We start from the raw sequence: 20,575 nt of genomic DNA, 5'->3' as shown, positions 1-20,575 counted from the left end.
GCTGCCGGGCCGGATCATGCAGCTGAACCTGATGTCTGCCGACGTGTCCGAAGCCGACGAGGGAACCCCGTCGACGTGGCCTGCCCCGCTTCCTCACCGTCCGCACCAGTGATCTGGCCAACGCCTCTACACGGGGACCGTCAACGAGCAGCGACGTCGAGGGCCTGGGCCAGCAGGGCACGGGAGTGCGCTCGGTCCGCGGGGTCCGCGATGAGGTCCTGGACCATGATTTCGTCGACACCGGTGGCCTTGGTCATCTGCTCCAGCTGATCCCGTACGGTCTGCGGGCTGCCGGCGAGCTGGCGGGGCCAGCGGCCGTCTGTGATGACGGCGGGGGTGTCCTTCTGGTCCTGGCTGAGTTCCCGCTCGGCTTCCTCGACCGTGGGAACCTGGGCCGCGGGCCCTTGGCGGGCCAGGCGTGCCATCAGGGCGGTCCTGGACCAGTTCAGCCGCCGCGCCTCGGCGTCGGTGTCGGCGACCACGGCGCCGACGGAGAGGATGCCGCGACCTCCGGCCGGCCCGTCGGCCACGGGTGCGGAGAACGCGCCGTGGCGCAGCAGGGCGCGACTGGCGCCGTCAGGGTTGATGAAACCCGCGAAGGCGTAGCCGAGGCCGAGCTCGCCGGCCATCCGGGCGCTGTTGCCCGAGGAGCCGAGAATCCACACTTCGGGTCGCGAGGCGACGCCCGCGGCCGGGTTCAGCCGCGCGAAGGGGTGGCCCGCGGGGAAGTGGCCGTGGAAGTGGGCGAGTACTTCCTGGACCTGCTCGGCGAAATCGTCGGCGGGCGGTACGTCGCGGTCGCGGCGCAGGGCGAGGTCCACCACGGGGCCCGCGGTGGGGCGGCCGAGGCCGAGGTCGATGCGGCCCGGTGCGAGGGCTTCGAGCTGGAGGAACGTCTCGGCGACCTTGTAGGGGCTGTAATGGTTGAGCAGCACCGCGCCGGAGCCGACCCGGATACGGGAGGTGGCGCCCGCGGCCAGGGCGATGAGGATCTCGGGTGCTGAGGAGGCGGCGCCGGCGGCGTCGTGGTGCTCGGCGTACCAGATGCGGTGGTAGCCGAGGTCCTCCGCCTGTTTCGCGGCGTCGACCGAGTCCCTGAGGGCCTGGGCCCTGTCACCGCCGGGGGCGACGGTGGAGAGCTCGACGAGGGAGAGTTTCATGGTGTTTGTGTCCTTGCTGGCAGCCCAGTCGAGGGCCGCCGGGCAGCGGAGTTGTCTTGTGCGCACGACGTGTGAGGGGAAGCCAGGCAGGCGCGGCGAAGGCTGTGGGGAGGAGCGCGCCGCTCAGGTGGCCAGTGGCGTGTGGGTGCCGAACGAACGCTGGTGGTAGGTGAGGGGCTTGGGGCCTTCCTCGCCGGGTTCCGCGGCGCGGACGTGGGCGAGCAGGAGGGTGTGGTCGCCGGCGGTGATGCAGTCGTCGACCTCGGCGGTGATCCATGCCGCCGAGCCGGGCAGGCGGGGAAGGTTCGCGCTGGGCGACCAGATGACGTCGTCGAACTTGTCCCGGCCCGGCCGGGCGAAGGCGGCGGCGAGTCCGGCCTGGTGGGTGCCGAGGATGTTGAGGCCGAAGCGTCCGGTGCGGCGGATGATCGCCAGGAGTTGGGAGCGGTTGTCCAGGGACACCAGCACCATGGGAGGCGTCAGGGACAGGGAGGCGAAGGCGCTGACCGTGGTGCCGTGCGGGCGCGGGCCGTCCATCGCGGTGACCACGGCGACGGGGGAGGCGACGGTGGCCATGGCGTCGCGGAACACCTGCGGGGTGGCGGTGCCGGGGAGGTGGGTGGCGGTCATGACCGGGCCGTTTCTGTGACACGGGGGTCGAGACCGTACTGGTCGCGGGCCCCGAGGTGGTCACGGAGAGTGGCTCCCTCGTAGTCGTGGTGGAAGAGGCCGCGTTCCTGCAGGATCGGGACGACCTGGTCGACGAAGGCGTCTACGCCGTCGTGGTAGCCGTCGATGGCGAGAGAGAACCCGTCGCAGGCCCCGGCCTCGAACCATTCCTGCATGTGGTCGGCCACGTCGGTGGCGGTGCCGGCGACGACCGGGTGGTAGTCGATGACGCCGTGCGCCAGGACGTCTCGCAGAGTCCAGCCCTCCCGCGCCACCTCGAGGGCGCGGGCGGAGCGTGCGTCGTGCGGACTGGGCGCGGCATCGGCCAGCTGGCGCTCGGTCAGCGGCTCGTCGAGCTGCTCGTGGCTGAGCGGCAGACCGATCATCGCGCCGAGGTAGCGGACGCGCTGGCGCAGGTCGACGGACTCGTCCAGGAAGCGGCGCCGCTGAAGGGCGGCCTGGCGCGAGGGGGCGATGGTCGGCATGAAGCCGGCGAACACCTTCACCTCGTCCGGGTCGCGCCCGGCCCGCTTGGCGGCGTCCCGCAGGGTGCCCCGCTGGGCGATGGCGTCGTCGATCGTCATCGGGTTGGCGTAGACGCCGCTGGCGTACCGGCCCGCCAGTTCCGCGCCGTAACCGCCGCCGCCCGCCTGGAAGACGACCGGCTGGCCCTGCTCGGAGGGCGGGATGGGCAGCGGCCCGCGGGAGGCGACGTGGCGGCCCTGCAGGTTGACCGGCTGGATCTTGCCCATGTCGGCGAACCGCTTGCCCGCGACGTCGAGGACCCATGCGTCCTTCTCCCAGCTGCCCCACAGGGCCTGCACGATCTGGACGAACTCGTCGGCGCGCTCGTACTTCTCCGCGCGGGGCGGGATGCGGGAGCCGAAGTTCGCCGCGGCTGCCGGGTGGGAGGTGGTGACCGCGTTCCAGCCGGCCCGGCCGTGGCTGATCACGTCCAGGGCCTTGAACTGGCGGGCGAGGTTGTAGGGCTCGTTGAAGGTGGTGGAGCCGGTGGCGACCAGGCCGATCCGCGCGGTCTCGCGGGCTATCGCGGTGAGGACGAGGAGCGGGTCGATGGGGGTGTGCGGGTGCTCGGTCTCCAGGTCCACGTCCAGGGCCGGGGTGTCCGCGATGAACAGCAGCTGGATCTTGCCGCGCTCGGCGGCCTGTGCGTAGCGCACGAACTGGTCCATGTCCGTGTAGCTGGACAGGTTCGCCCCGGGCAGCCGCCACGCCCCGGGCTCGGATCCATAGCCGCTGGTGAACTGCATGGCCAGGAGCATCTGCGGGCTTGTCATGGGACGCCTCCAAACAGGCGAAAGGAAAACGGAGGATGCCTCCGATTACCTTCCCGACAATACGGAGGATGCCTCCGTATTGCAAGGAGAGTGGTGCCCGGTGGCCGGGAGCGCCGGGTGCGGTCGATACGTCCGGGCCGCTGCGCCTGCGTGTCCGGCGGGCGGCCGCGCAGCGCAACCGCGCGAGGCCGCGGCACCGGCGGCGCACGGACATCGGGCACGTCCCGTCGCGTCTCCGGCGCAGCGGCCCCGCGCGGGCGCCGTCCTGCGGGAGGTGGGTGTCACCGGTGGGCGGCGCGGTTCATCTCGACGAGGTCGTCCAGGGTGGGATTGTCGGGGAGGGCGGCGAAGCGCTCGAGCATGCTGTCGCGGACGGCGGTGTCCTTGACGCGGTCGGCCGCGGCCAGGGCGGCGGGGAGCTCGTCGAGGGTCAGCTCGGTGCAGTAGGCGGGGCCCATCGGCTGCTGGCGCCAGGAGTCGGCCAGAGCGCCGGCGTCGTAGGGGTCGAAGCCGGTGTCGTCGACCAGGCTCATGGCCACCTTCTTCGCGTCCGCGGAGTCGCCGGCGACCGGGATGGCGATTCGGCCCGCCGCGCCTGCCGGAAGACCTCGGGTGCGCTGGGTCTCGGCCAGGGCGGCGTTCCACGCCTTGACGACGGGCCGGCCAAGGAGCCCGGAGGCGTACACGCTCTCCACCTGGCCGTCGTCCACCGCCTCGATCCGCCCGCTGAGGTGCGGGTAGTAGTTCGAGGTGTCGATGACCACGGTCTCGGCGGGGGCGGTGGCGATCAGCTCCGCCAGTTGTCCTTGCACGCCGAACGGGATCGCCAGGACGATCGCGTCCCGGCCCTGGACCGACGCGTCCAGGGCCACCGCGCGGGCGCCCGCCTCCAGCACCTCGGCCGTGACGGCCTCGGGCCCCCGGGCGTCCGCGACCTGGACGTCATGACCGGCCAGGCTCAGCTTGCGGGCCAGGTTTCCGCCGATCGCTCCAGCGCCGATAACAGATATTTTCATGATTTGTCCCTTCGAAGGCTGTGCCACCCCTGCGGGCGGCTTGATGTGATGACGGGGTGGCGGGATCGCCGGGCCATTGCCCGATCCCGTCAAGCGCCGGGGTGTCCCCGCGGTCCGGCCTTGAGCGAGGTGCCGACGGTCAGATGCGGCCGTCCGGCTCGCGGTATCCGCGGGCGACGAGCGCCCGCAGCCGTTCGATCGATTCCCCGGTGGCGCCGGTGCCCTTGATCCAGGCGACCGAGCAAGCCGCGAGGAACAGGTCGTAGCCCGTCACCGACGGGCGTACGTACCCTGTGCGCTGTGCCGCTCGCACGTACGCGTCGGTCGTGGCGATGAGCTCGTCACAGGGGACGGTGAGCGGATTGTCCGGGTCCTCTGCTCGGGTCGCCGCCATGAGGGGTTCCGGGAGTCCGCTGTAGGCGCTGAGGTAGTCCTCCATCGCCCGCAGCCACTGTGTCAGCGCCACGCCGGCGTCGTCGATGCCGGCGATGCTCTCGCGGCGGGCCACCAGTTCCTCGGTGCGGGACTGGAGTACGGCCGCCAGCAGGGCCTCGCGGGTGGGGAAGTGCCGGTACAGCGTTCCCGGCCCGACGCCCGCCTCCTTGGCGACCGCCTCCAGTGACGTACCGACCCCGTCCCGCAGGAAGTGGCGCTGGGCGGCCTCCAGGAGGGCCGCGCGATTGCGCTGGACGTCGGCACGGGGCTTGCGCCCCTGTTGCTCCCTGGCGTTCATGTACCCTCCTACACCCTTTTCGGTACGGCGACCCGACCCGAACCGGAGGCCACCTCCGAATTACCTCCACGGTAAAACGGAGGAACCCTCCGGTCAAATCGGATGGGGTGCCCCGCGCGTGAGCGCAGATGATGCAGGCGCCCGCCGACGCGCGGCCAACAGCAGACCAGAGCCGGCCGGCCGGCCGAACCGAATGACCCGGCCGGACGAGGGCCGGTGCGCGCAGCGGCATCCTGTCCTGCAGGGCTCCGCAGTTCGAACACAGCTTGGAGGAGGATGGCGCGGGCAAGGCGGCCGTACTTCAGCAGGTTGCGGACGGCGAGGTCCTCGATCACGATCGTTTGGTTCTCACGAACGAGCCGAGTGGTGAGCTTGTGCAGGTCGTCACGTCGCCGGTCGGCGATGCGGGCGACCTTCCCGGCGGGCCTTGGCCCGGTTGGTGCCGTCACCCCTGGCCTTGAGGGACAGTTCCCGCCGGGGTCCTCGCACAGCAAGGACACGTACCAGCGTCCGGCCGCGTCCTGCGACACGGTCACCGTGGACGGCTGCGCGCCCTGCGGGAGGGCACGGGACCACACGAGCACCTGACGAGCGACGTGACTGTCTCTGCCGAGGCGGTTGAAGAGGTCCGTGCGACCGAGTTGTCGGCGGACGTGCTGGACGGGCGGTTGATCGGGCAGGGCGGGCTGCTGCAGCAGCTGACAGTGATGATGTAGCCCGCGGCACCGCTTGGAGGTCTGACCCGGCGGCTGACCGGCACTTGGGTTGTCCTTGCTTGGAATTGTCGATCTTCCAAGTGGTGTCGCTGCGCGCGGCCGGTCGGGCGTCTGTGACTTCATAGGAGCCCGGCCAAAGGTCCCATCACTGTCTTGTCCGTCGGCCTGACCGGCGCGCGTGCCGCCTCTCACGTGTCGTACGGAAGGACAGCAGACACCAGCATGGCAGCGGATGAGATAGCCGTCATCGGCGGGATCGACACCCACACCGACACCCATCAGGCCGCGGTCATCGACACGGTCGGCCGTCACCTGGCCACGGAGCCGTTCCCCACCAGCCCAGCTGGCTACCAGCAGCTACTGGGCTGGCTGCGCTCGCACGGCGAGGTCCTGGCCGTCGGCGTCGAGGGCACCGGCGCCTATGGAGCCGAGCTGGCCCGGTTCCTGTCGGCGAATGGCATCACCGTCGTGGAGGTCGACCGGCCGGACCGCAAGGCCCGAAGGGACAACGGCAAGTCCGACCCTGTCGACGCCTACGCCGCGGCAACGGCCGTGCTCTCGGGCCGCGCGAAGGGGACGCCGAAGTCGCGCAACGGCATCGCCGAGGCTATCCGCGCCCTGCGGGTAGCCCGCAGCTCGGCCATCAAGGCCCGCACCCAGACTATCAACCAGATCCGCACCTTGATCGTCACGGCCCCTGCCGAAGTGCGCGAGCAGTTCCGGGGGTTGTCCACGGTGGAGCTGAGTGACCACCTGGCCCGCTCCCGCCCGGCCGGCGATCTGGCGGACCCGGCCTGCGCCGTCAGGACGGCTCTGCGGCGTCTTGCCCGTCGTTACCGGGCGCTCAGCCAGGAGATCGCCGATGCGGACGCTGAGCTGAAGCCCCTGGTGACGAGGGCCGCACCGCAGCTGGTCGCCCTGCCGGGTGTCGGTCCCGAGACCGCCGGACAGCTCCTGATTACGGCTGGTGACAACCCGGGGCGGCTGAGGTCCGAGGCGTCTTTCGCGCACCTGTGTGCGGCCGCACCCATTCCGGCATCCTCCGGCCGTACGAATCGGCACCGGCTCAACCGTGGAGGTGATCGTCAAGCCAACCGGGCCCTGCACACGATCGTGATCGTCCGCATGCGACACGATCGCCGGACACAGGAGTATGTGGCCCGTCGCACCGCCGACGGCATGTCGAAGAAGGACATCATCCGCTGTCTGAAACGGTTCGTCGCCCGCGAGGTCTACAAACACCTCCCACACCCCGGCATCACAGCCGCGCAGCTCCAGCAGGCTGCTTGACGATCTATAGGAGCTTCCAAGCGCATGCTGCAGTCCGCCCTCGAAGGCGAGATCACCGACCACCTCGGCTACGAGAAGCACGACCCGGCCGGTGCCGGCAGCTGCAACAGCCGCAACGGGGCCCGGTCCAAGACCGTACTGACCGACGTCGGCCCGGCGGAAATCACGGTGCCGCGTGACCGCGACGGCAGCTTCGAGCCGCAGATCGAACTGGCCTGCTGCTGATTCGCGACGATCAGTGGAGAGCGCCCGGTCTATCCGGTGATCCTCATCGACTGCGTGCGACTCTTTTATGCCTCGGACGAGAGGAGGAGAACAGCGTCGCGGTCGCCTCGAACGAGTCGCTCTCGGGGACACCGGCGATCAGGCAGACAGATACTCCTGCTGCGGTCCGAGGAGAGACGCGTTCGGCTTCCCCGGGCCCCCGCCCTCCCCCGGCCGGAGCGGTACGGGTCACCGCTCCGCGGCTTGCGTCAGAAAGTCAGGGCGGCGAACGCTTCGTCCAAGAGGTCGGGCAGGTCCAGCCGGCCGTCGGAGGCTGTCCAGTGGTCGAGGGCGACGTCGAGGCATTCCAGTGCCGCGGCGGCGCGTGTGGCGTGGGCCAGCGTCGTCGGCTCGGCCTCACCGGTGCGCTCGGCGAGGGTCTTCGCGAGAGTCGGCCGCCAGCCCTTCTGCTTCTCCAGGTGACGCGCGCACAGCGCCGGGGTGTCCTGGACCAGCCGCGTGATCACGAGCGCGCTCTGCGGGTCCTGCCGATAGCGCTCCATCAAGGTGTCCAGTGCACGCCGTAGCGCGGTCCAGTCGTCCTCGGTGGCAGGGCGGGCGCGCAGCGCCTCGGCGACTTGCTCGCCGTGCGCGTCGAAGGCACTGAGGACGGCCTCCTCCTTGCTGCCGATGTAGCGCAGGAACGTGCTGCGCGAGACGCCGGCGGCGGTGGCGAGGTCGTTCACGGTGACGTTCTCGTACCCCTCGCGGCGGACCAGGTCCAAGGCCACCTGGGCCAGCTCGGCCCGTACGGCACTGCGGGCGATGTCGCGGGTGCTGGTTCGGGTCACGGCTGGGGTCACGCCTCCGATGCTACTGCAGGAAAGACTCAAGATTGCAGTCCTGAACACCCCCGTCTACTCTGACACAATGTTTCACATGTGGATCATTATTTCCGAGAAGCGCTCATGGTTCACACGCGTGCGGACAGGCTGGACGTTCTGCGCAGGCACCGCGGCGGCGTGGGCCGGGACCGAGCCGGGATCAGTAAGGCCGTGAACCACAGCGGTGACGCGCTCCACAGCGGCGCCCCCGGCCGCCCGATGCCTGGCCGAGCTCGGCCGACCCCGAGCACCCCTGCATCAACCAGACCGATCAACCACTGTTCAACCGGAGGCATTCGCATGACCACCCCATCCGTCCTCATCGTCGGCGCCGGAGCCACGGGGCTGCCCGTCGGCTACCACCTCGGGCTGGCGGGAGCCGACATCACCTTCCTGGTACGGCCGGGCCGCAAGGGGGCGCTCGGCTCCACGCAGCAGCTGTACTGCTACGACGACACCGAACTGAAGACCTTCGGCAACTACCGCGTCGCCGATGACGTGACGGAACTGGCGGGTACGGGCTTCGAGTTCGTCATCATCACGCTGGACGGCCACACCAGCCGGACGCGGGAGGGAACCGAGTTGCTGCGCGGCCTGGGCAAGGTGGTCCGGGCCTGCGACGCACACGTCATCATGTGCGGCTTCGGCCTCGGCGTCCGCGAGCACCACCTCCAGGCCCTGGGCATCGAGGAGGACCGGCTCACCCACGGGTTCCTCGGCATGCTCAGCCACCAGGCCGCGGCCGACCTGCCCGTGCATCCGCCGACGGACCCGGCGACACTGGCGCAGGCGAGCGTTTGCTACCGGCATCCGGCGAACCGGATCGGCTTCCGCATCGAGACCGGCAATGCCGCTGCCGCCGAGCGGTTCACCTCGCTGTACGAGCGCAGCGGTCAATCGCAGTGTGCGCAGATCCCCCGCGCCGTCGACGACGTCTTCCTGAACGCCGCCGCGCCTGTGTACGCGGCCGGCGAGCTCGCCGGCTGGCCCGACTTCGCGACCCTGACGCAGGACGAGGAGCTGTGGAATCTGGCCTGCAGCGCCCAGTCCGAGATCATGACTCTCCCGCGCCACGGCGAGACGGGGCAGCAGATGGCCAAGGCCATGGGCCCGCGCGAGACCGCCCAGACGCACGAGAGCATCGAACGGGACATGCTGCCGCTGGACTACCAGGCGTTCAATCGCTTCCACCATGGCGGCAAGGTCCGCGCCCAGGACGTCGAAACCCTGCACGACTGCCTGGCCGAAGGCCGCCGCACCGGCCATGCCATGCCGGCACTTGAAGAGCTCCTGGCCCGGCTTGAGGCAGCCCCTGACGACCAGGCACGGTGACATCTGCCGGACCGCCCGCGCGCCGGAAGGGCGGCGAGCGGGCGAACGTGACCGCTCTCGTGGTCCGCCGGCTCATCGCGGGCTGTCTGCTGACCGACCTCAGCGGCAACCCGGAGGGGTCGCTCGTCAACCCCGACCAGGTCGACGCCGTGTGCCGGCGCGAGGGCCTGGCCGCCCTGGTCGCCGCCAACACCCCGCTCGGTCCCGACCAGGCCGCCGAACGACTCCGGGTGAGGCGAGTCGAGTTCGACCACTGCGCACCCTGGGGTGGATCAAGCCGACCGAAAGGCCGCCGCGGTGTGAGCGGGGCGCCACCCGTGTGGGTGATGACAGCCGGGCGGTTCGGCGAGACGCTCAAGGTCTTGCCCGGCGGGGCGACTTCACGCAGGGACGCCGAGCGGTGGGTGCTCGAGCACGCGGGGCTTGTACTCGACCAGTTGGATGCGGCCGTCGAAGGTGCGATGCCCGATCATCTCGAGGGCAACGTCCGGATAGCCGTCGTAGATGCGTTCTTCGCCCGTGGCCCCGGTGATCACCGGGAACATCACGACCCGGAAGCGGTCGACGAGTCCGGCTCGTAGCAGGGACCGGCACAGGCCGAGGCTGCCGATCGTGCTGAGGAGCCCCGAACCACTCGACTTCATGGCGCGGACCACCTCAACGGCGTCGTCGCGGACGAGCGTGGAGTTGGCCCACGTCAGTGGATCTTCGAGGGAGGAGGAGAACACCACCTTGGACGCTTGCGTGAGCTCGTCGACGGACGCCTCTTCTTCGGGCCTGAACTCGTCTTGGCCATTCGGGACCTCGCCTGCGGCGAAACCCGACATCAGGCGGTAGGTGTTCGCTCCCATCAGGTAGGTGGCCTCGGGCTGCTCGCCGAGCCATGCGAGGTACTCAGGGCCCTCGAGGCCCCAGAACCCGGGCCATCCCTCTCCCGATGCGTAGCCGTCGAGGGAGGTGATGAAGTCGACGAGAAGCTCCGACATGGCAGTGTCCTTTCCTGGGGTGTCACGAGCTTGGACCGGCCGGAAGCCACAAACTCATCGGCCACGCTGTGGAGTAACGAGAAAACCCATCTGCAGCCGATCAGGGAGTTCTGTCGAAGCCCCAGCTCAGCCCCACCCGCGAACGGCCCGCGATCGCGGGCTGGAGTTCCTTGCCCGTTGGGCAGCCCACACGGGTTGGGACCACGACGGTGACCAGCCCCTGCAGCATCAGGTCCTCAGCTTGTCTCTTGACCTCTGTGCGCTTGTGTCTGCCGGTGCCTGAGCGGCGAGGACGTCGACGTGCGCCGGCAGGCATTCCTGCGGCGCTTCGACCTGGAACACACCTTCTGGCTGATGAAGCAGACCCTGGGGTGGACCCGCCCCGACGATCCGCACCCCCGACGCCGGAGACCACTGGACGTGGCTCGTGATCGCCGCCCACACCCAGCTCCGGCTCACTCACCCGCGAAGCCGTGGCGGATCTCCGCCGCCCCGCGACCCGATACGACGTCGGAGAAAACGACCAGGCGACCCGAGAGCATCATCGAACGCGACAACCCCAGAGGTATACCTGCACGACGTCTGCGTCCGACACGCCACGGGCTGCCGCGTCTTCGGGATGCATTCGTAGCGGCTCCCTGCCCGCGTTCTTCGCTTTCTGGCTCGTGTCGCCGATGTCGAGCCGGCTGTGCAGCCGTGTCCTTGGCCGGCGAGGCTGCCCAGGGGCAGCGCGCGCCCGGCCATCGACCGGTCCTGCTGTCGGTCCTGCCGGCCTGGCTGTCGATCGTGCTGTTCGCCGTGTGCGACCACTGGCTGTTGCCCTCCGTCCCGTCGGTTACCTGTTGTGTGCCTTCACTCCAGATCCGCCGCCGGGGTCAGGCGCACCTCTTCCACGTCCAGTTGGGCCTGCACCCGCTGGAGAACGGCGTCGTCGATGCGTCGGGCGTCGCGCAGGCCGGTGACGGCGCAGCGTTTGTGTTCCAGGAGGGCCAGGCGCAGGACGGTGTCCTGCTCGTGGTGCCGTACGAGCGCATCGGCGTCCGGGGTGTCCATCGTCTCGGTGGCCCGGAGGGTGTTGAGGTGGGTCTCGTACTCGACGCGCAGCCGCTCGGCGACCTCGGGATCGGTGCCGAGATCGGCCGCCACCGCGGGCAGGGCGTCGAGCGCGGCCTCGGACGCCGCGGTCCGGGCGAGAGCGAGTTCGCGGTCGGCGTCCGTGTCGTGGGGCAGTTGGGCCCAGCGGGCGACGGATGGCAGGACCAGGGCCTGTACGACGAGGGTGGTCACGATGACGCCGGCGGTGACGAAGACGATGGTGTCGCGGTCGGGGAAGGGTTCGCCGGAGTCGAGGGTGTGGGGCACGGACAGGGCGAGCGCCAGGGAGACCGCTCCGCGGAATCCGGCCAGGGCGCTGACCACACGGGCCCGGTGCCCCATGCGGCGCTCGCGTTGCTGCGGGCGCCGGTCCAGCGCTCTGATGGTGTACGCCGCGACGGACAGGAACAGAAACCGTACGACGACCAGCGCACAAGAGATCGCGGCCACCATCCAGAGAGCGTCGGTCAGTGCGGTGCCCGACAGTTCGCGGACCGCTGCCTGTGCCTCGAGTCCGACCAGGACGAAAAGGGCGCCATTGAGCAGGTACATCGCCAGCGACCAGAACGCCATCGTCTGTCGCCGGGCTTCGGCTCTGCCCAGGCTCGGCCCGGCCTGGCTCATGACCAGGCCGCACACCACCACCGCGAGCACACCCGACGCCTCGACCTGCTCGGCCAGCAGGTGGGCGCTGAACGGGATCAGGATGATCGTAAGGTTGTCCAGCATCGTCTCGCCGAGCCTGCGCACGAGGCGTCGGAGCCGGATGCCGAGCCATGCGATCGCTGCGCCCGCCGCGATGCCGCCGCCGTAGGACAGCGCCACCAGGCCGCTCACGTGGGCCACGCCGAGGTGCTCGGATCCTACGGTGACGCCGACCGCCAGGCTGTAGATGACCAGCGCCGCACCGTCGTTGATCAGGGACTCGGCGCGCAGCAGCGTGACGTTGCGCCGAGGCAGCAGCCGGGAGACCACGCCCACGGCGGTCGCGTCGGTCGGTGCGACGGCGGCACCGAGGACCCAGGCCGGGCCCCACGGCAGGCCGAGCAGGTGCCCGAGCACCGCCACCGACCAGGAGGTGACGGCCACCAGCAGGGTGCCGGTCAGGACGATGCCGCGCAGATCGCGCCGGATCGCCCGCAGCGAGGTCGTCACGCTCTCCCAGTACAGGAGCACCGGCAGGAAGACGAGCAGCAGCACCTCCGGGGGCAGCTCGGTCTCGCGCAGCGCGGGTACGAAGCCGAGCAGGACACCGGCGGCCAGTTGCATCACGGGGGTGGCCACCTTGAGCTGACGGGCGAGGGCGCCGCCGGCCAGCAGGGCGCAGCCGAGCAGCACGACGAACTCAAGGGCCGGCACGCTGCGGGTCACCATGTAGTGGCGACCGTTCTCAGGGGGATCCACGCGCCACCGCGGCGGGCGTAGTCGGTGGTCAGCAGCAACCGCCAGTCGGCCCGGCTTTCGTACACCGTCGCGTCGGTCATGGTCCGGACGGTCAGATGCGCGGTGCCGCCGTCGAGGCAGAGGGTCGTGTCCACCTCGTCGATGGAGTGGTAGACGAACTGTCCGGCCCGCATCTCGGCCAGCCACGCGGCCTTGGGCTGCACGTATCCCGTCATGTGGGTGAGGGTGAAACCGTCGTCGAGCAATTCGTCGAGTGCCTGGGTATCCCCTTCGACCATGGCGTTCAGGTAGGCGTGGTGGGCCTGGAAGACGGGCTCCCGGCCCGTCCCCGTGGGGTTCGGTGGCACGCTGACTCCTTGGTGCGTGGTGGGCATTGCGCGGCGCGGCCCGGGCTTCTCGTCAGGCTGCGGCGCGTGCCCGGACAGCTTCGAGGTCGTCGCGGACCCGCTGCGGCTCATCGGCGAGCGGCATGTTGGCCTCGTCGCGTACCGCGTCGACGGAGCCGGGCGGGTCTTGGTCCAGTGCCGCGAACAGCGGGCCCAAGTCGCTTGGTGCGCTGCCCTGTTCGGTCATCAACTCGAAGGTGCGGGCGGCCGCCTCGGGTGCGGTGAGGGCCGCCACCAGGACCCGTGCGATGTCGGCGCGCGCGACCGTTCCGTCGGCGGGGCCGCCGGACCGGCGGCGGTCGCCCTGGAGGAACACCAGCCGGTGTTCGTCGGGTCCGTTCAGGTCGAACCAGCCCGGCCGCACGATGGTGTAGGTGAGGCCGCTGGCCCGTACGAGGCGTTCCGAGCGGCGCTTCCATTCCAGCAGGTGGCCGTAGCCGCTGCTGCGGGTGGTGGCCCCGACGGAGGTCATCAGCGCCACGCGGGGCCGTGCGCGGTCCAAGGAGGCCAGGGCGGTCAGGACGTTGCGTACGCCTGCGTAGTCCACCGTTTCCGGGGAGGAGGAGCCGGTGCCGAAGGAGCCGAGGGTGAGGACGATGGCGTTGGCTCCGGCCACCGCGTCAGGCAGGGTCTCGGGCCGGGTGACATCGCCGGTGACGAGCTCGGCGTCGGCGGGCAGCAGCTGTGTTGCCTTCGCGCGGTCACGTACCAGCGCCCGGACGGTGTGCCCGCGGGCGATGGCTTCGGCCACGACGAGCCGTCCGATGCTGCCGGTGGCGCCGACCACCAGCACGGTCAGTGGATGGGTTGCCATGTTCTGTTCCTTGCAGAAGGTGGGGCGCGACCGGCGCCCACGTCGACGGTTCCACTCGGGCCTGACGACCACGCGCTCTGTGCAGCGGCCCGCCCTGCGGTGTCGTCGCCGCAGGGCACCCGTGTACAAGGGCGATTCCAGGGCTCGTCGACCGCGGGCGGCGGATCAGGACTGGTTCGGCTTCGGGAAAGTCGCGCCGTCGATGACGAACCGGTAGCGGACGTCGGAGGCGCGGATGCGCTCGTAGGCGGTGTTGATGTCCTGTGCCCCGATCAGCTCGATGTCGGCCGTGACGTCGTGCTCGGCCGCGAAGTCGAGCATTTCCTGCGTCTCGGCGATGCCGCCGAACAGCGATCCCACGAAGGACCGTCCGTTCTGGAGGAGGGCGAATACCTCCATCGGCATCGGCTCGGTCGTCACGCCGACGTTGACCATGGTGCCGTGCAAGCGCAGCATCCCGAGGTAGTCGGGGAGGGACACCGGAGCGCTGACGGTGTTCAGGATGAGGTCGAAGGTGTTGGCCAGCTCGGTGAACGCTGAGCCGTCACCGGTCACGGCGTAGTGGTCGGCGCCCAGGGCAGCGGCGGCCTCGCGCTTGCCGGCGGACTGGGACAGGACGGTCACGTCGGCACCCATGGCCTTGGCCATCTTCACGCCGAGGTGGCCGAGGCCGCCCAGGCCGACGACCGCGACCTTGGTGCCGGGTTGGGCGCCGAACCGCTTGAGCGGGGAGTAGACCGTGATGCCGGCGCACAGCAGCGGAGCGGCGGCGGCCGGGTCGAGGCTCTCGGGGAGGCGTACGACGAAGTCCTCCGGGGCGACGATCGCCTCGGAGTAGCCGCCCTGGGTGTGGGCGCCGGGCTCGGCGGGGTCGGCAGCTCCGAAGACCAGGGTGTTGCCCTGGAGGCAGTACTGCTCCTGGCCCGCCCGGCAGTTTTCGCAGGTGCGGCAGGAGTTGACCATGCAGCCGATGCCGACCAAGTCGCCGACCTGGTGGCGGGTGACGTCGGGGCCGATCTCGGTGATCCGGCCGACGATCTCATGGCCGGGGACGAGCGGGCTGATGGCCAGCGGGCCGAACGTGCCGTCGACGTAGTTCATGTCGGAGTGACAGATCCCGCAGTACAGGATGCCGAGCTTGACGTCGTGCGGTCCGACGTCGCGGCGCTCGATGGTGACGGGAACGAGCGGCTTGCCCGCTTCGTGGGTGCCGAACGCGTTGACGGTGGTAGGCATGGTGATTCCTTTGTGCAGGTAGGAGGTGTCGTCAGGCTTCGGGGATGGCGCGGCCGTAGGCAGCGAGGGTGATGTTCTCGGGCTCGGGGCCGCCGCGCCGGCCGGTCTCCAGGGCGTCGAGGGCAGTCAGCTCGTCTGTGCTGAGCTCGAAGTCGACGACGTCGATGTTCTCCGCGATGCGGTGGCGCTTGGTGGACTTGGGGATCACCGAGCGGCCCTGCTGGATGCCCCAGCGCAGCAGTACCTGGGCGGGGCTCTTGCCGTGCGCCGCAGCGATCGCGGTGACGGCCGGGTCCGCAAGGACGCTCTTTCGGTCCTCGCCGTAGCCCGGGTAGAAGGTGATGCCGCCGATGGGCGACCACGCCTGGTTGAGGATGCTGCGGTCGTTGTCGAAGTCGAGGACGTCGCGCTGCTGGAAGTAGGGGTGGATCTCCAGCTGGTTGACGGCCGGGACGACGTCGGTGGCGTCGAGCAGCGCGGTGAGGTGGTCGACCATGAAGTTGCTGACTCCGATCGCGCGGACCTTGCCGTCGGTCAGGAGCTTTTCCAGGGCGCGGTAGGCGGCGAGGGTCTTGTCGAACTCGGTGGGCAGGGCCTGGTGCAGGATCAGCAGGTCGATCCGGTCGACGCCGAGTTTGGCGGCGCTCTTGTCGAAGCCGTGCAGGGTCTCGTCGTAGCCGTAGTCGCTGATCCAGATCTTGGTCTCGATGAAGATGTCCTCGCGGGGCACCCCGGAGTCGCGGATGGCCCGGCCGACCTCGCGTTCGTTGCCGTACGCGGCGGCGGTGTCGATGTGACGGCAGCCGAGTTCGAGGGCCGCCTGGACGGCGGAGACGGTCTCGTCGGGCGGGGTCTGGAAGACACCGAGCCCGAGGGCGGGCATCCGGACGCCGTTGTTGAGGGTGAGGGTCTGCATCACAGGGACCTTTCGTTACGGGTGGCCCGTGCGGGCACGATCAGGGTGAGGACGGCGACGACCGCGAGCGCGAGCAGGACGGCGGAGCCGGTCAGGGCCGCACCCGAGCGGGATGCGATGTCGGCGGCCGTGGAGCCGGTGCCGACGGTAGCGGCGACGGCCGTGAGGATGCTCAGGCTCAGCGCGCTGCCGATCTGATGCACCGTGTTGACCAGGCCCGACGCAGCGCTGGCGTCCTCGGGAGCGACGCCGTCGACACCGCTGGAGGTCATCGGAGCCAGCGCCAGGCCCTGCCCGGCGCCGATCAGGATCATGGGCAGCGCCACGCCCGTGACGTAGGGCGTGTGCAGACCGAGGCGGCTGAGCCAGACCATGCCGGCAGCGGTCAGCACGACGCCGGCCAGCAGCACCAGCGGCCTGCGGGCCCGCTCGAGCAGGCGGGGCACCTGGACGGCGACGACGAAGTTGACCGAGGTCATCGGCAGGAAGGCCAGGCCGGCCTGCAGGGGCGTCCAGCCGTAGACACTCTGCACGTATTGGGCGGTGAAGAAAAAGAACCCCATCATGGCGCCCATGTAGAGCATCCGCACGACGTAGGCGCCGCTGCGCTCCCGGCCGGCGAACAGCCGCAGCGGCACGATCGGCTGTGCGGCCCGCCGCTCCACCGCCACGAACAGGCCGAGCAGCACCAGACCGGCCGCCAGCGGGCCGGCGGTGGCCGGGGCGGTCCAGCCGAATTCGGTGGCGTTCACGATGCCGAGGACCAGAGCGGTCGAGCCGAGGGTGGAAAGGAGCGCGCCGGTGACGTCGAAGCCGCCTCGCCGCCTCCCGGTCTCGGACAGGTACCGCACCGCGAGCACGATCATCACGATGCCGACCGGGACGTTGAGGAAGAAGCCGGCCCGCCACGAGACCAGGTCGGCGACCAGTCCCCCCACCACCAGGCCGAGCGAGGCGCCCAGACCGGCGACAGCGCTGTAGGCGGCCATCGCCCGGTTACGGGCCCGGCCCTCGGCGAAGCCGCGCGTGAGCAGGGACAGGGCGGACGGGGCCAGCACGGCGGCGCCGACCCCCTGAAAGGCGCGGGCGCCGATGATCCACCACTGGGTCTGCGCGGTGCCCACCAGGAGCGAGGTCAGCGAGAACACGACCAGGGAGAGCACGAACATCCTGCGGTGCCCGAACAGGTCACCGGCACGGGCGCCCAGGAGCAGCAGCCCGCCGAAGACCAGCACGTAGGCGTTGGTGATCCAGGACAATCCGGAGTCGGAGAACCCCATGGCCGACTGGATCTGCGGCAGCCCGGTGAAGACGATCGAGTTGTCGAGGATGACCATGAAGTAGCTGACGCAGATGATGGTCAGGATCAACGTCGCGTGGACCGGGGCGCCGGTGGGCGCCTTGACGCTCTGATCGGCCGCGCGGTCGGCGCGCGCTGCGGGTACGGGTGCGGTGCGCACAGTGTTCCTTCGGATCGGTGCACAGTCGGGGTTCGGGATGCGGTCCCGGGCGCCCCGGCCTCGGTCTTCTCCAGCAGAACGCACCTGCGCCCGCAGGTGGGAGTCACTGCTCTTCCAGGTACTCGCAGTACCTCGCAGCCCATCCCCGACCGGCCTACCGTGGAGAAACCGGCACAAGATCCACGCCGATCTCGAAGGAGTCCCCGTGTCCCTGGCCCCCGACAAGAAGAAGCTGGCCGCCGAGGTCAAGGAGTTCCTCAGCACCCGGCGGGCGCGGATCACCCCCGAGCAGGCCGGACTGCCGGTCTACGGGGGCAACCGCCGCGTCGCGGGGCTGCGCCGCGAGGAGGTCGCCCTGCTCGCGGGCATGAGCGTGGACTACTACGTCCGTCTCGAACGCGGAAACCTCAGCGGCGCCTCCGACGCCGTACTCGAAGGGCTCGCTCACGCCCTGCAGCTCAACGAGCCCGAACGCGCCCACCTCTACGACCTGGCCCGCGCCTCGACACCGTCGGGCCGACGCCCCGCGGTGACCGCCTCCCGGGTCCGGCCCACCATCCTCAGGCTGCTCGACTCGATGGCCGGAGTGCCGGCGTACGTACGCAACGCCCGCTTCGACATCGTCGCCGCCAACACGCTCGGCCGTGCTCTGTACGCACCAGTCTTCGACTCACCGCTGTTCGCCCTGCGCGGGCCGGTGAACACCGCCCGCTACATGTTCCTGGACCCCGCGAGCCAGGACTTCTGGGTCGACTGGGACAAGGGCGCCGACGACGCCGTCGCCTTCCTGCGTACCGAGACGGGCCGTGCGCCACACGACAGGGCACTGACCGACCTGATCGGTGAACTGACCACCAGGAGTGGCGAGTTCGCCGACCTGTGGGCACGTCACGACGTGAAGTTCCACCGCTCCGGGTTGAAGAGGCTGCACCACCCGCTGGTCGGGGACCTCGCGCTGCCCTACGAGGCGATGGAGCTGCCGTCCGACCCCGGCCTGCGCCTCAACTTCTACACCCCGGAACCTGACTCACCCGAGCAGCAGGCCCTCGGCCTCCTCGCCAGCTGGACCACCACCGGCGCAGACATCCCTGCCAACAGCGACTGACCGGACACAGAGAAACCCAAAGGGGGAAGGGCCACATGCAGTACCGACCGCTCGGCCGAACCGGCGTCCGGGTCAGCCCGCTCTGCCTGGGCGCGATGATGTTCGACCCCTGGGGCAACGAGGACGAGGCCGACTCGATCCGGATCATCCACCGTGCCCTCGACGCGGGCATCAGCTTCTTCCTCGCCACCAAGTTCTTCATGCCCATGGCCCAGGACGACCCCAACCAGCGCGGCGGCTCGCGGCGCTGGATCATCCGCGAGGTCGAGAACTCCCTGCGCCGCCTCGGCACTGATCACATCGACCTCTACCAGGTCCACCGCCCCAGCCCCGACACGGACGTCACCGAAACCCTCGGCGCCCTCTCCGACCTCGTCCGCCAGGGCAAGGTCCGCTACATCGGCTCCTCGTCCTACTCCGGCTCCCAGATCGTCGAGGCCCGGTGGACCTCGCGGGAGCGCCACCTGGAACGGTTCGTGACCGAGCAGCCGCCGTACTCCATCCTGGTCCGCGGCATCGAGGAGGACGTCCTGCCCACCGTGCGCCGCCACGGCATGGGCACCCTCACCTACAGCCCGCTGTCCGGCGGCTGGCTCTCGGGCCGCTACCGCAGGAACGCCACCGAGGGCCCTGCTTCTGCGGCACGCCCCCAGGCCCGTTTCGACATGAGCACGCCCGCAAACCAGCGCAAGCTCGACGCCGTCGAACAGCTCGCGCTCCTTGCAGAGAAAATGGGTCTCACACTGATCGAGCCGGCCGTCGCCTTCGTCATCAACCATCCCGGCGTCACCTCGGCGATCATCGAGCCGCGGACCATGGACCAGTTGGAGGCGTTCCTGCCCGCCGCCGACGTCACGTTGTCGTCCGACGTGCTCGACGCCATCGACGAAATCGTTGCACCGGGCGTCACCGTCAACCCGGTCGACAACAGCTACGGCGACTTCGAACTGCGCGCCGACCAGCGACGCCGCTGCCGCGCTTTGGCCCCATCGGCCGATCACAGTCCTACCGCCCATACGTGAGGCGGCCTCACTCGGCCGGATCTGCGGTGGCCCGGCCTGCTGTCCCCGGAGCCGGAGAGCCGGTGACCCAGAGAAATTCGGCTGGCCAGACTGCGAGACAACCGGAGAAGACGAGCGAGGCGCAGCAGGAGGTCGACCGGGTCACCTCTATCGTGATCAACTTCGCCCAGCCCCCGCGATGCCGCCGACATCGCCGCCCCGACCCGCGGCCGCGTCGCCCGCCCCGGTCCCTGGTCCGGTCGGAGGGCTACCAGGCCCTCATCCGGTGTTCAGGCGGCGGCCTCGGAAGCGGCGCGCAGCGGCGCGAGCGCGGTGCTCCAGGTGACGATCTGGTCCAGCAGAGTGTCCAGCGCGGTGGCGCTGTGGTCAGCCGGCTTGAGGGTGGTGTAGTTCTCGAACTCGGTCATCAGTGACAGCGTGACCTGCTGGCTCACGTCGGCCATCTGTAGCGCGCCGCAGATCAGCCGTAGTTGTTCGGCCGCCCGGGCGCCGCCGACGACACCGTAGGAGACGAACCCGGCCGCCTTGTTGTTCCATTCCGCATAGAGGTGGTCGAGGGCGTTCTTGAGCACCCCGGAAGTGGAGTGGTTGTACTCGGGGGTGACCATGACGAACCCGTCGAACGAAGCGATCTTGGCCGCCCAGGCCCGCGTGTGCGCGTGCTGATGGTGGCCGTGCATGGCCCCCGGCGGCTCGTCCAGGTGGGGCAGCGGGTGGTCACGCAGGTCGATCAGCTCGAACTCGGCGTCGGTGCGGCGAGATGCGGTGTCATGAACCCACGTGGCGACCTGTTCGCCGTTGCGGTGGGGGCGGGTGCTGCCGAGGATGATGCCGATCCTGATCATGTCC

18 protein-coding genes and 4 pseudogenes are annotated in these 20,575 nt (G+C 70.0%); 6 read left to right on the top strand and 16 right to left on the bottom strand.

The annotated features are described in order from the left end of the window. Positions 1–140: 140 nt before the first annotated feature. From ABZ464_RS39555 to ABZ464_RS39530, 6 genes and pseudogenes are all read right to left on the bottom strand, one after another. On the bottom strand, positions 141–1,160 hold the full coding sequence (locus tag ABZ464_RS39555; RefSeq protein ID WP_359286135.1) for an LLM class flavin-dependent oxidoreductase: 1,020 nt from the start codon (positions 1,158–1,160) through the stop codon (positions 141–143). 123 nt (positions 1,161–1,283) lie between these two features. Next, positions 1,284–1,790 carry a flavin reductase family protein gene (locus ABZ464_RS39550; RefSeq protein WP_359286133.1) on the bottom strand — a complete coding sequence of 169 codons (507 nt, stop codon included), beginning with the start codon at positions 1,788–1,790 and terminating at the stop codon, positions 1,284–1,286. Then, positions 1,787–3,127 carry an NtaA/DmoA family FMN-dependent monooxygenase gene (locus ABZ464_RS39545; RefSeq protein ID WP_359286130.1) on the bottom strand — a complete coding sequence of 447 codons (1,341 nt, stop codon included), beginning with the start codon at positions 3,125–3,127 and terminating at the stop codon, positions 1,787–1,789. Before ABZ464_RS39545 ends, ABZ464_RS39550 begins: the two co-directional genes overlap by 4 nt. A gap of 281 nt (positions 3,128–3,408) precedes the next feature. Beyond that, the gene (locus tag ABZ464_RS39540) at positions 3,409–4,143 is read right to left on the bottom strand and encodes an NAD(P)-binding domain-containing protein (protein WP_359286127.1); all 735 of its coding nucleotides are present in this window, start codon (positions 4,141–4,143) and stop codon (positions 3,409–3,411) included. Positions 4,144–4,282: 139 nt separating this feature from the next. Further along, positions 4,283–4,876, bottom strand: a complete 594-nt coding sequence (locus ABZ464_RS39535; RefSeq protein WP_359286124.1) for a TetR/AcrR family transcriptional regulator — start codon at positions 4,874–4,876, stop codon at positions 4,283–4,285. 223 nt (positions 4,877–5,099) lie between these two features. Further along, positions 5,100–5,451, bottom strand: a pseudogene (locus ABZ464_RS39530) (transposase); the annotation flags it as partial. Between the two features lie 363 nt (positions 5,452–5,814). Here ABZ464_RS39530 and ABZ464_RS39525 point away from each other — a divergent pair. Together ABZ464_RS39525 and ABZ464_RS39520 are read left to right on the top strand one after the other, a co-directional pair. Beyond that, a complete protein-coding gene (locus ABZ464_RS39525) occupies positions 5,815–6,882 on the top strand; it encodes an IS110 family transposase (RefSeq protein WP_359286247.1) in 1,068 nt (355 codons plus the stop codon). A 15-nt stretch (positions 6,883–6,897) separates the two neighbouring features. Beyond that, positions 6,898–7,089, top strand: a pseudogene (locus ABZ464_RS39520) (transposase); the annotation flags it as partial. Between the two features lie 266 nt (positions 7,090–7,355). Here ABZ464_RS39520 and ABZ464_RS39515 read toward each other — a convergent pair. Beyond that, the gene (locus tag ABZ464_RS39515) at positions 7,356–7,949 is read right to left on the bottom strand and encodes a TetR/AcrR family transcriptional regulator (protein WP_359286121.1); all 594 of its coding nucleotides are present in this window, start codon (positions 7,947–7,949) and stop codon (positions 7,356–7,358) included. A 321-nt stretch (positions 7,950–8,270) separates the two neighbouring features. Between ABZ464_RS39515 and ABZ464_RS39510 the strand changes: the two genes are divergently transcribed. Beyond that, positions 8,271–9,302 (top strand): ketopantoate reductase, encoded by a 1,032-nt coding sequence (locus tag ABZ464_RS39510; protein ID WP_359286119.1) that lies wholly within the window; start codon positions 8,271–8,273, stop codon positions 9,300–9,302. Positions 9,303–9,682: 380 nt separating this feature from the next. Here the strand turns inward: ABZ464_RS39510 and ABZ464_RS39505 are convergent, their stop codons facing one another. Beyond that, positions 9,683–10,288, bottom strand: coding sequence for a dihydrofolate reductase family protein (locus tag ABZ464_RS39505; RefSeq protein ID WP_359286116.1), 606 nt, complete (start codon positions 10,286–10,288; stop codon positions 9,683–9,685). Positions 10,289–10,579: 291 nt separating this feature from the next. On the opposite strand from ABZ464_RS39505, the pseudogene ABZ464_RS39500 reads away from it, so the two are divergent. After that, positions 10,580–10,745 (top strand): annotated as a pseudogene (locus ABZ464_RS39500) (transposase); the annotation flags it as partial. A gap of 84 nt (positions 10,746–10,829) precedes the next feature. Here ABZ464_RS39500 and ABZ464_RS39495 read toward each other — a convergent pair. From ABZ464_RS39495 to ABZ464_RS39465, 7 genes and pseudogenes are all read right to left on the bottom strand, one after another. Then, positions 10,830–10,988, bottom strand: a pseudogene (locus tag ABZ464_RS39495) (molybdopterin dinucleotide binding domain-containing protein); the annotation flags it as partial. A 152-nt stretch (positions 10,989–11,140) separates the two neighbouring features. Continuing rightward, complete coding sequence (locus ABZ464_RS39490) at positions 11,141–12,742, bottom strand: Na+/H+ antiporter (RefSeq protein ID WP_359286113.1); 1,602 nt, start codon at positions 12,740–12,742, stop codon at positions 11,141–11,143. 8 nt (positions 12,743–12,750) lie between these two features. Beyond that, positions 12,751–13,134 carry a nuclear transport factor 2 family protein gene (locus tag ABZ464_RS39485; protein WP_359286110.1) on the bottom strand — a complete coding sequence of 128 codons (384 nt, stop codon included), beginning with the start codon at positions 13,132–13,134 and terminating at the stop codon, positions 12,751–12,753. Between the two features lie 52 nt (positions 13,135–13,186). Beyond that, positions 13,187–13,987, bottom strand: coding sequence for an SDR family oxidoreductase (locus ABZ464_RS39480; RefSeq protein WP_359286107.1), 801 nt, complete (start codon positions 13,985–13,987; stop codon positions 13,187–13,189). Positions 13,988–14,152: 165 nt separating this feature from the next. Beyond that, a complete protein-coding gene (locus ABZ464_RS39475) occupies positions 14,153–15,223 on the bottom strand; it encodes an NAD(P)-dependent alcohol dehydrogenase (RefSeq protein ID WP_359286104.1) in 1,071 nt (356 codons plus the stop codon). Between the two features lie 31 nt (positions 15,224–15,254). After that, on the bottom strand, positions 15,255–16,139 hold the full coding sequence (locus ABZ464_RS39470) for an aldo/keto reductase (protein WP_359286101.1): 885 nt from the start codon (positions 16,137–16,139) through the stop codon (positions 15,255–15,257). Further along, positions 16,139–17,599 carry an MFS transporter gene (locus ABZ464_RS39465; RefSeq protein WP_359286098.1) on the bottom strand — a complete coding sequence of 487 codons (1,461 nt, stop codon included), beginning with the start codon at positions 17,597–17,599 and terminating at the stop codon, positions 16,139–16,141. Before ABZ464_RS39465 ends, ABZ464_RS39470 begins: the two co-directional genes overlap by 1 nt. 205 nt (positions 17,600–17,804) lie before the next feature. Here ABZ464_RS39465 and ABZ464_RS39460 point away from each other — a divergent pair, with 205 nt between their 5' ends. Both ABZ464_RS39460 and ABZ464_RS39455 read left to right on the top strand, forming a co-directional pair. Continuing rightward, positions 17,805–18,704, top strand: a complete 900-nt coding sequence (locus ABZ464_RS39460) for a helix-turn-helix transcriptional regulator (protein ID WP_359286095.1) — start codon at positions 17,805–17,807, stop codon at positions 18,702–18,704. Positions 18,705–18,739: 35 nt separating this feature from the next. Beyond that, a complete protein-coding gene (locus ABZ464_RS39455; protein ID WP_359286092.1) occupies positions 18,740–19,726 on the top strand; it encodes an aldo/keto reductase in 987 nt (328 codons plus the stop codon). A 269-nt stretch (positions 19,727–19,995) separates the two neighbouring features. Here the strand turns inward: ABZ464_RS39455 and ABZ464_RS39450 are convergent, their stop codons facing one another. Continuing rightward, positions 19,996–20,571, bottom strand: coding sequence for an NAD(P)H-dependent oxidoreductase (locus ABZ464_RS39450; RefSeq protein WP_359286089.1), 576 nt, complete (start codon positions 20,569–20,571; stop codon positions 19,996–19,998). Positions 20,572–20,575 lie beyond the last annotated feature (4 nt).

The sequence above is a fragment of the Streptomyces sp. NPDC005820 genome, assembly GCF_040630255.1.
Lineage (GTDB): Bacteria > Actinomycetota > Actinomycetes > Streptomycetales > Streptomycetaceae > Streptomyces.
The sequence above is the reverse complement of the archived record's forward strand: the minus strand, read 5'-3'. Positions and strand labels throughout refer to the sequence as shown.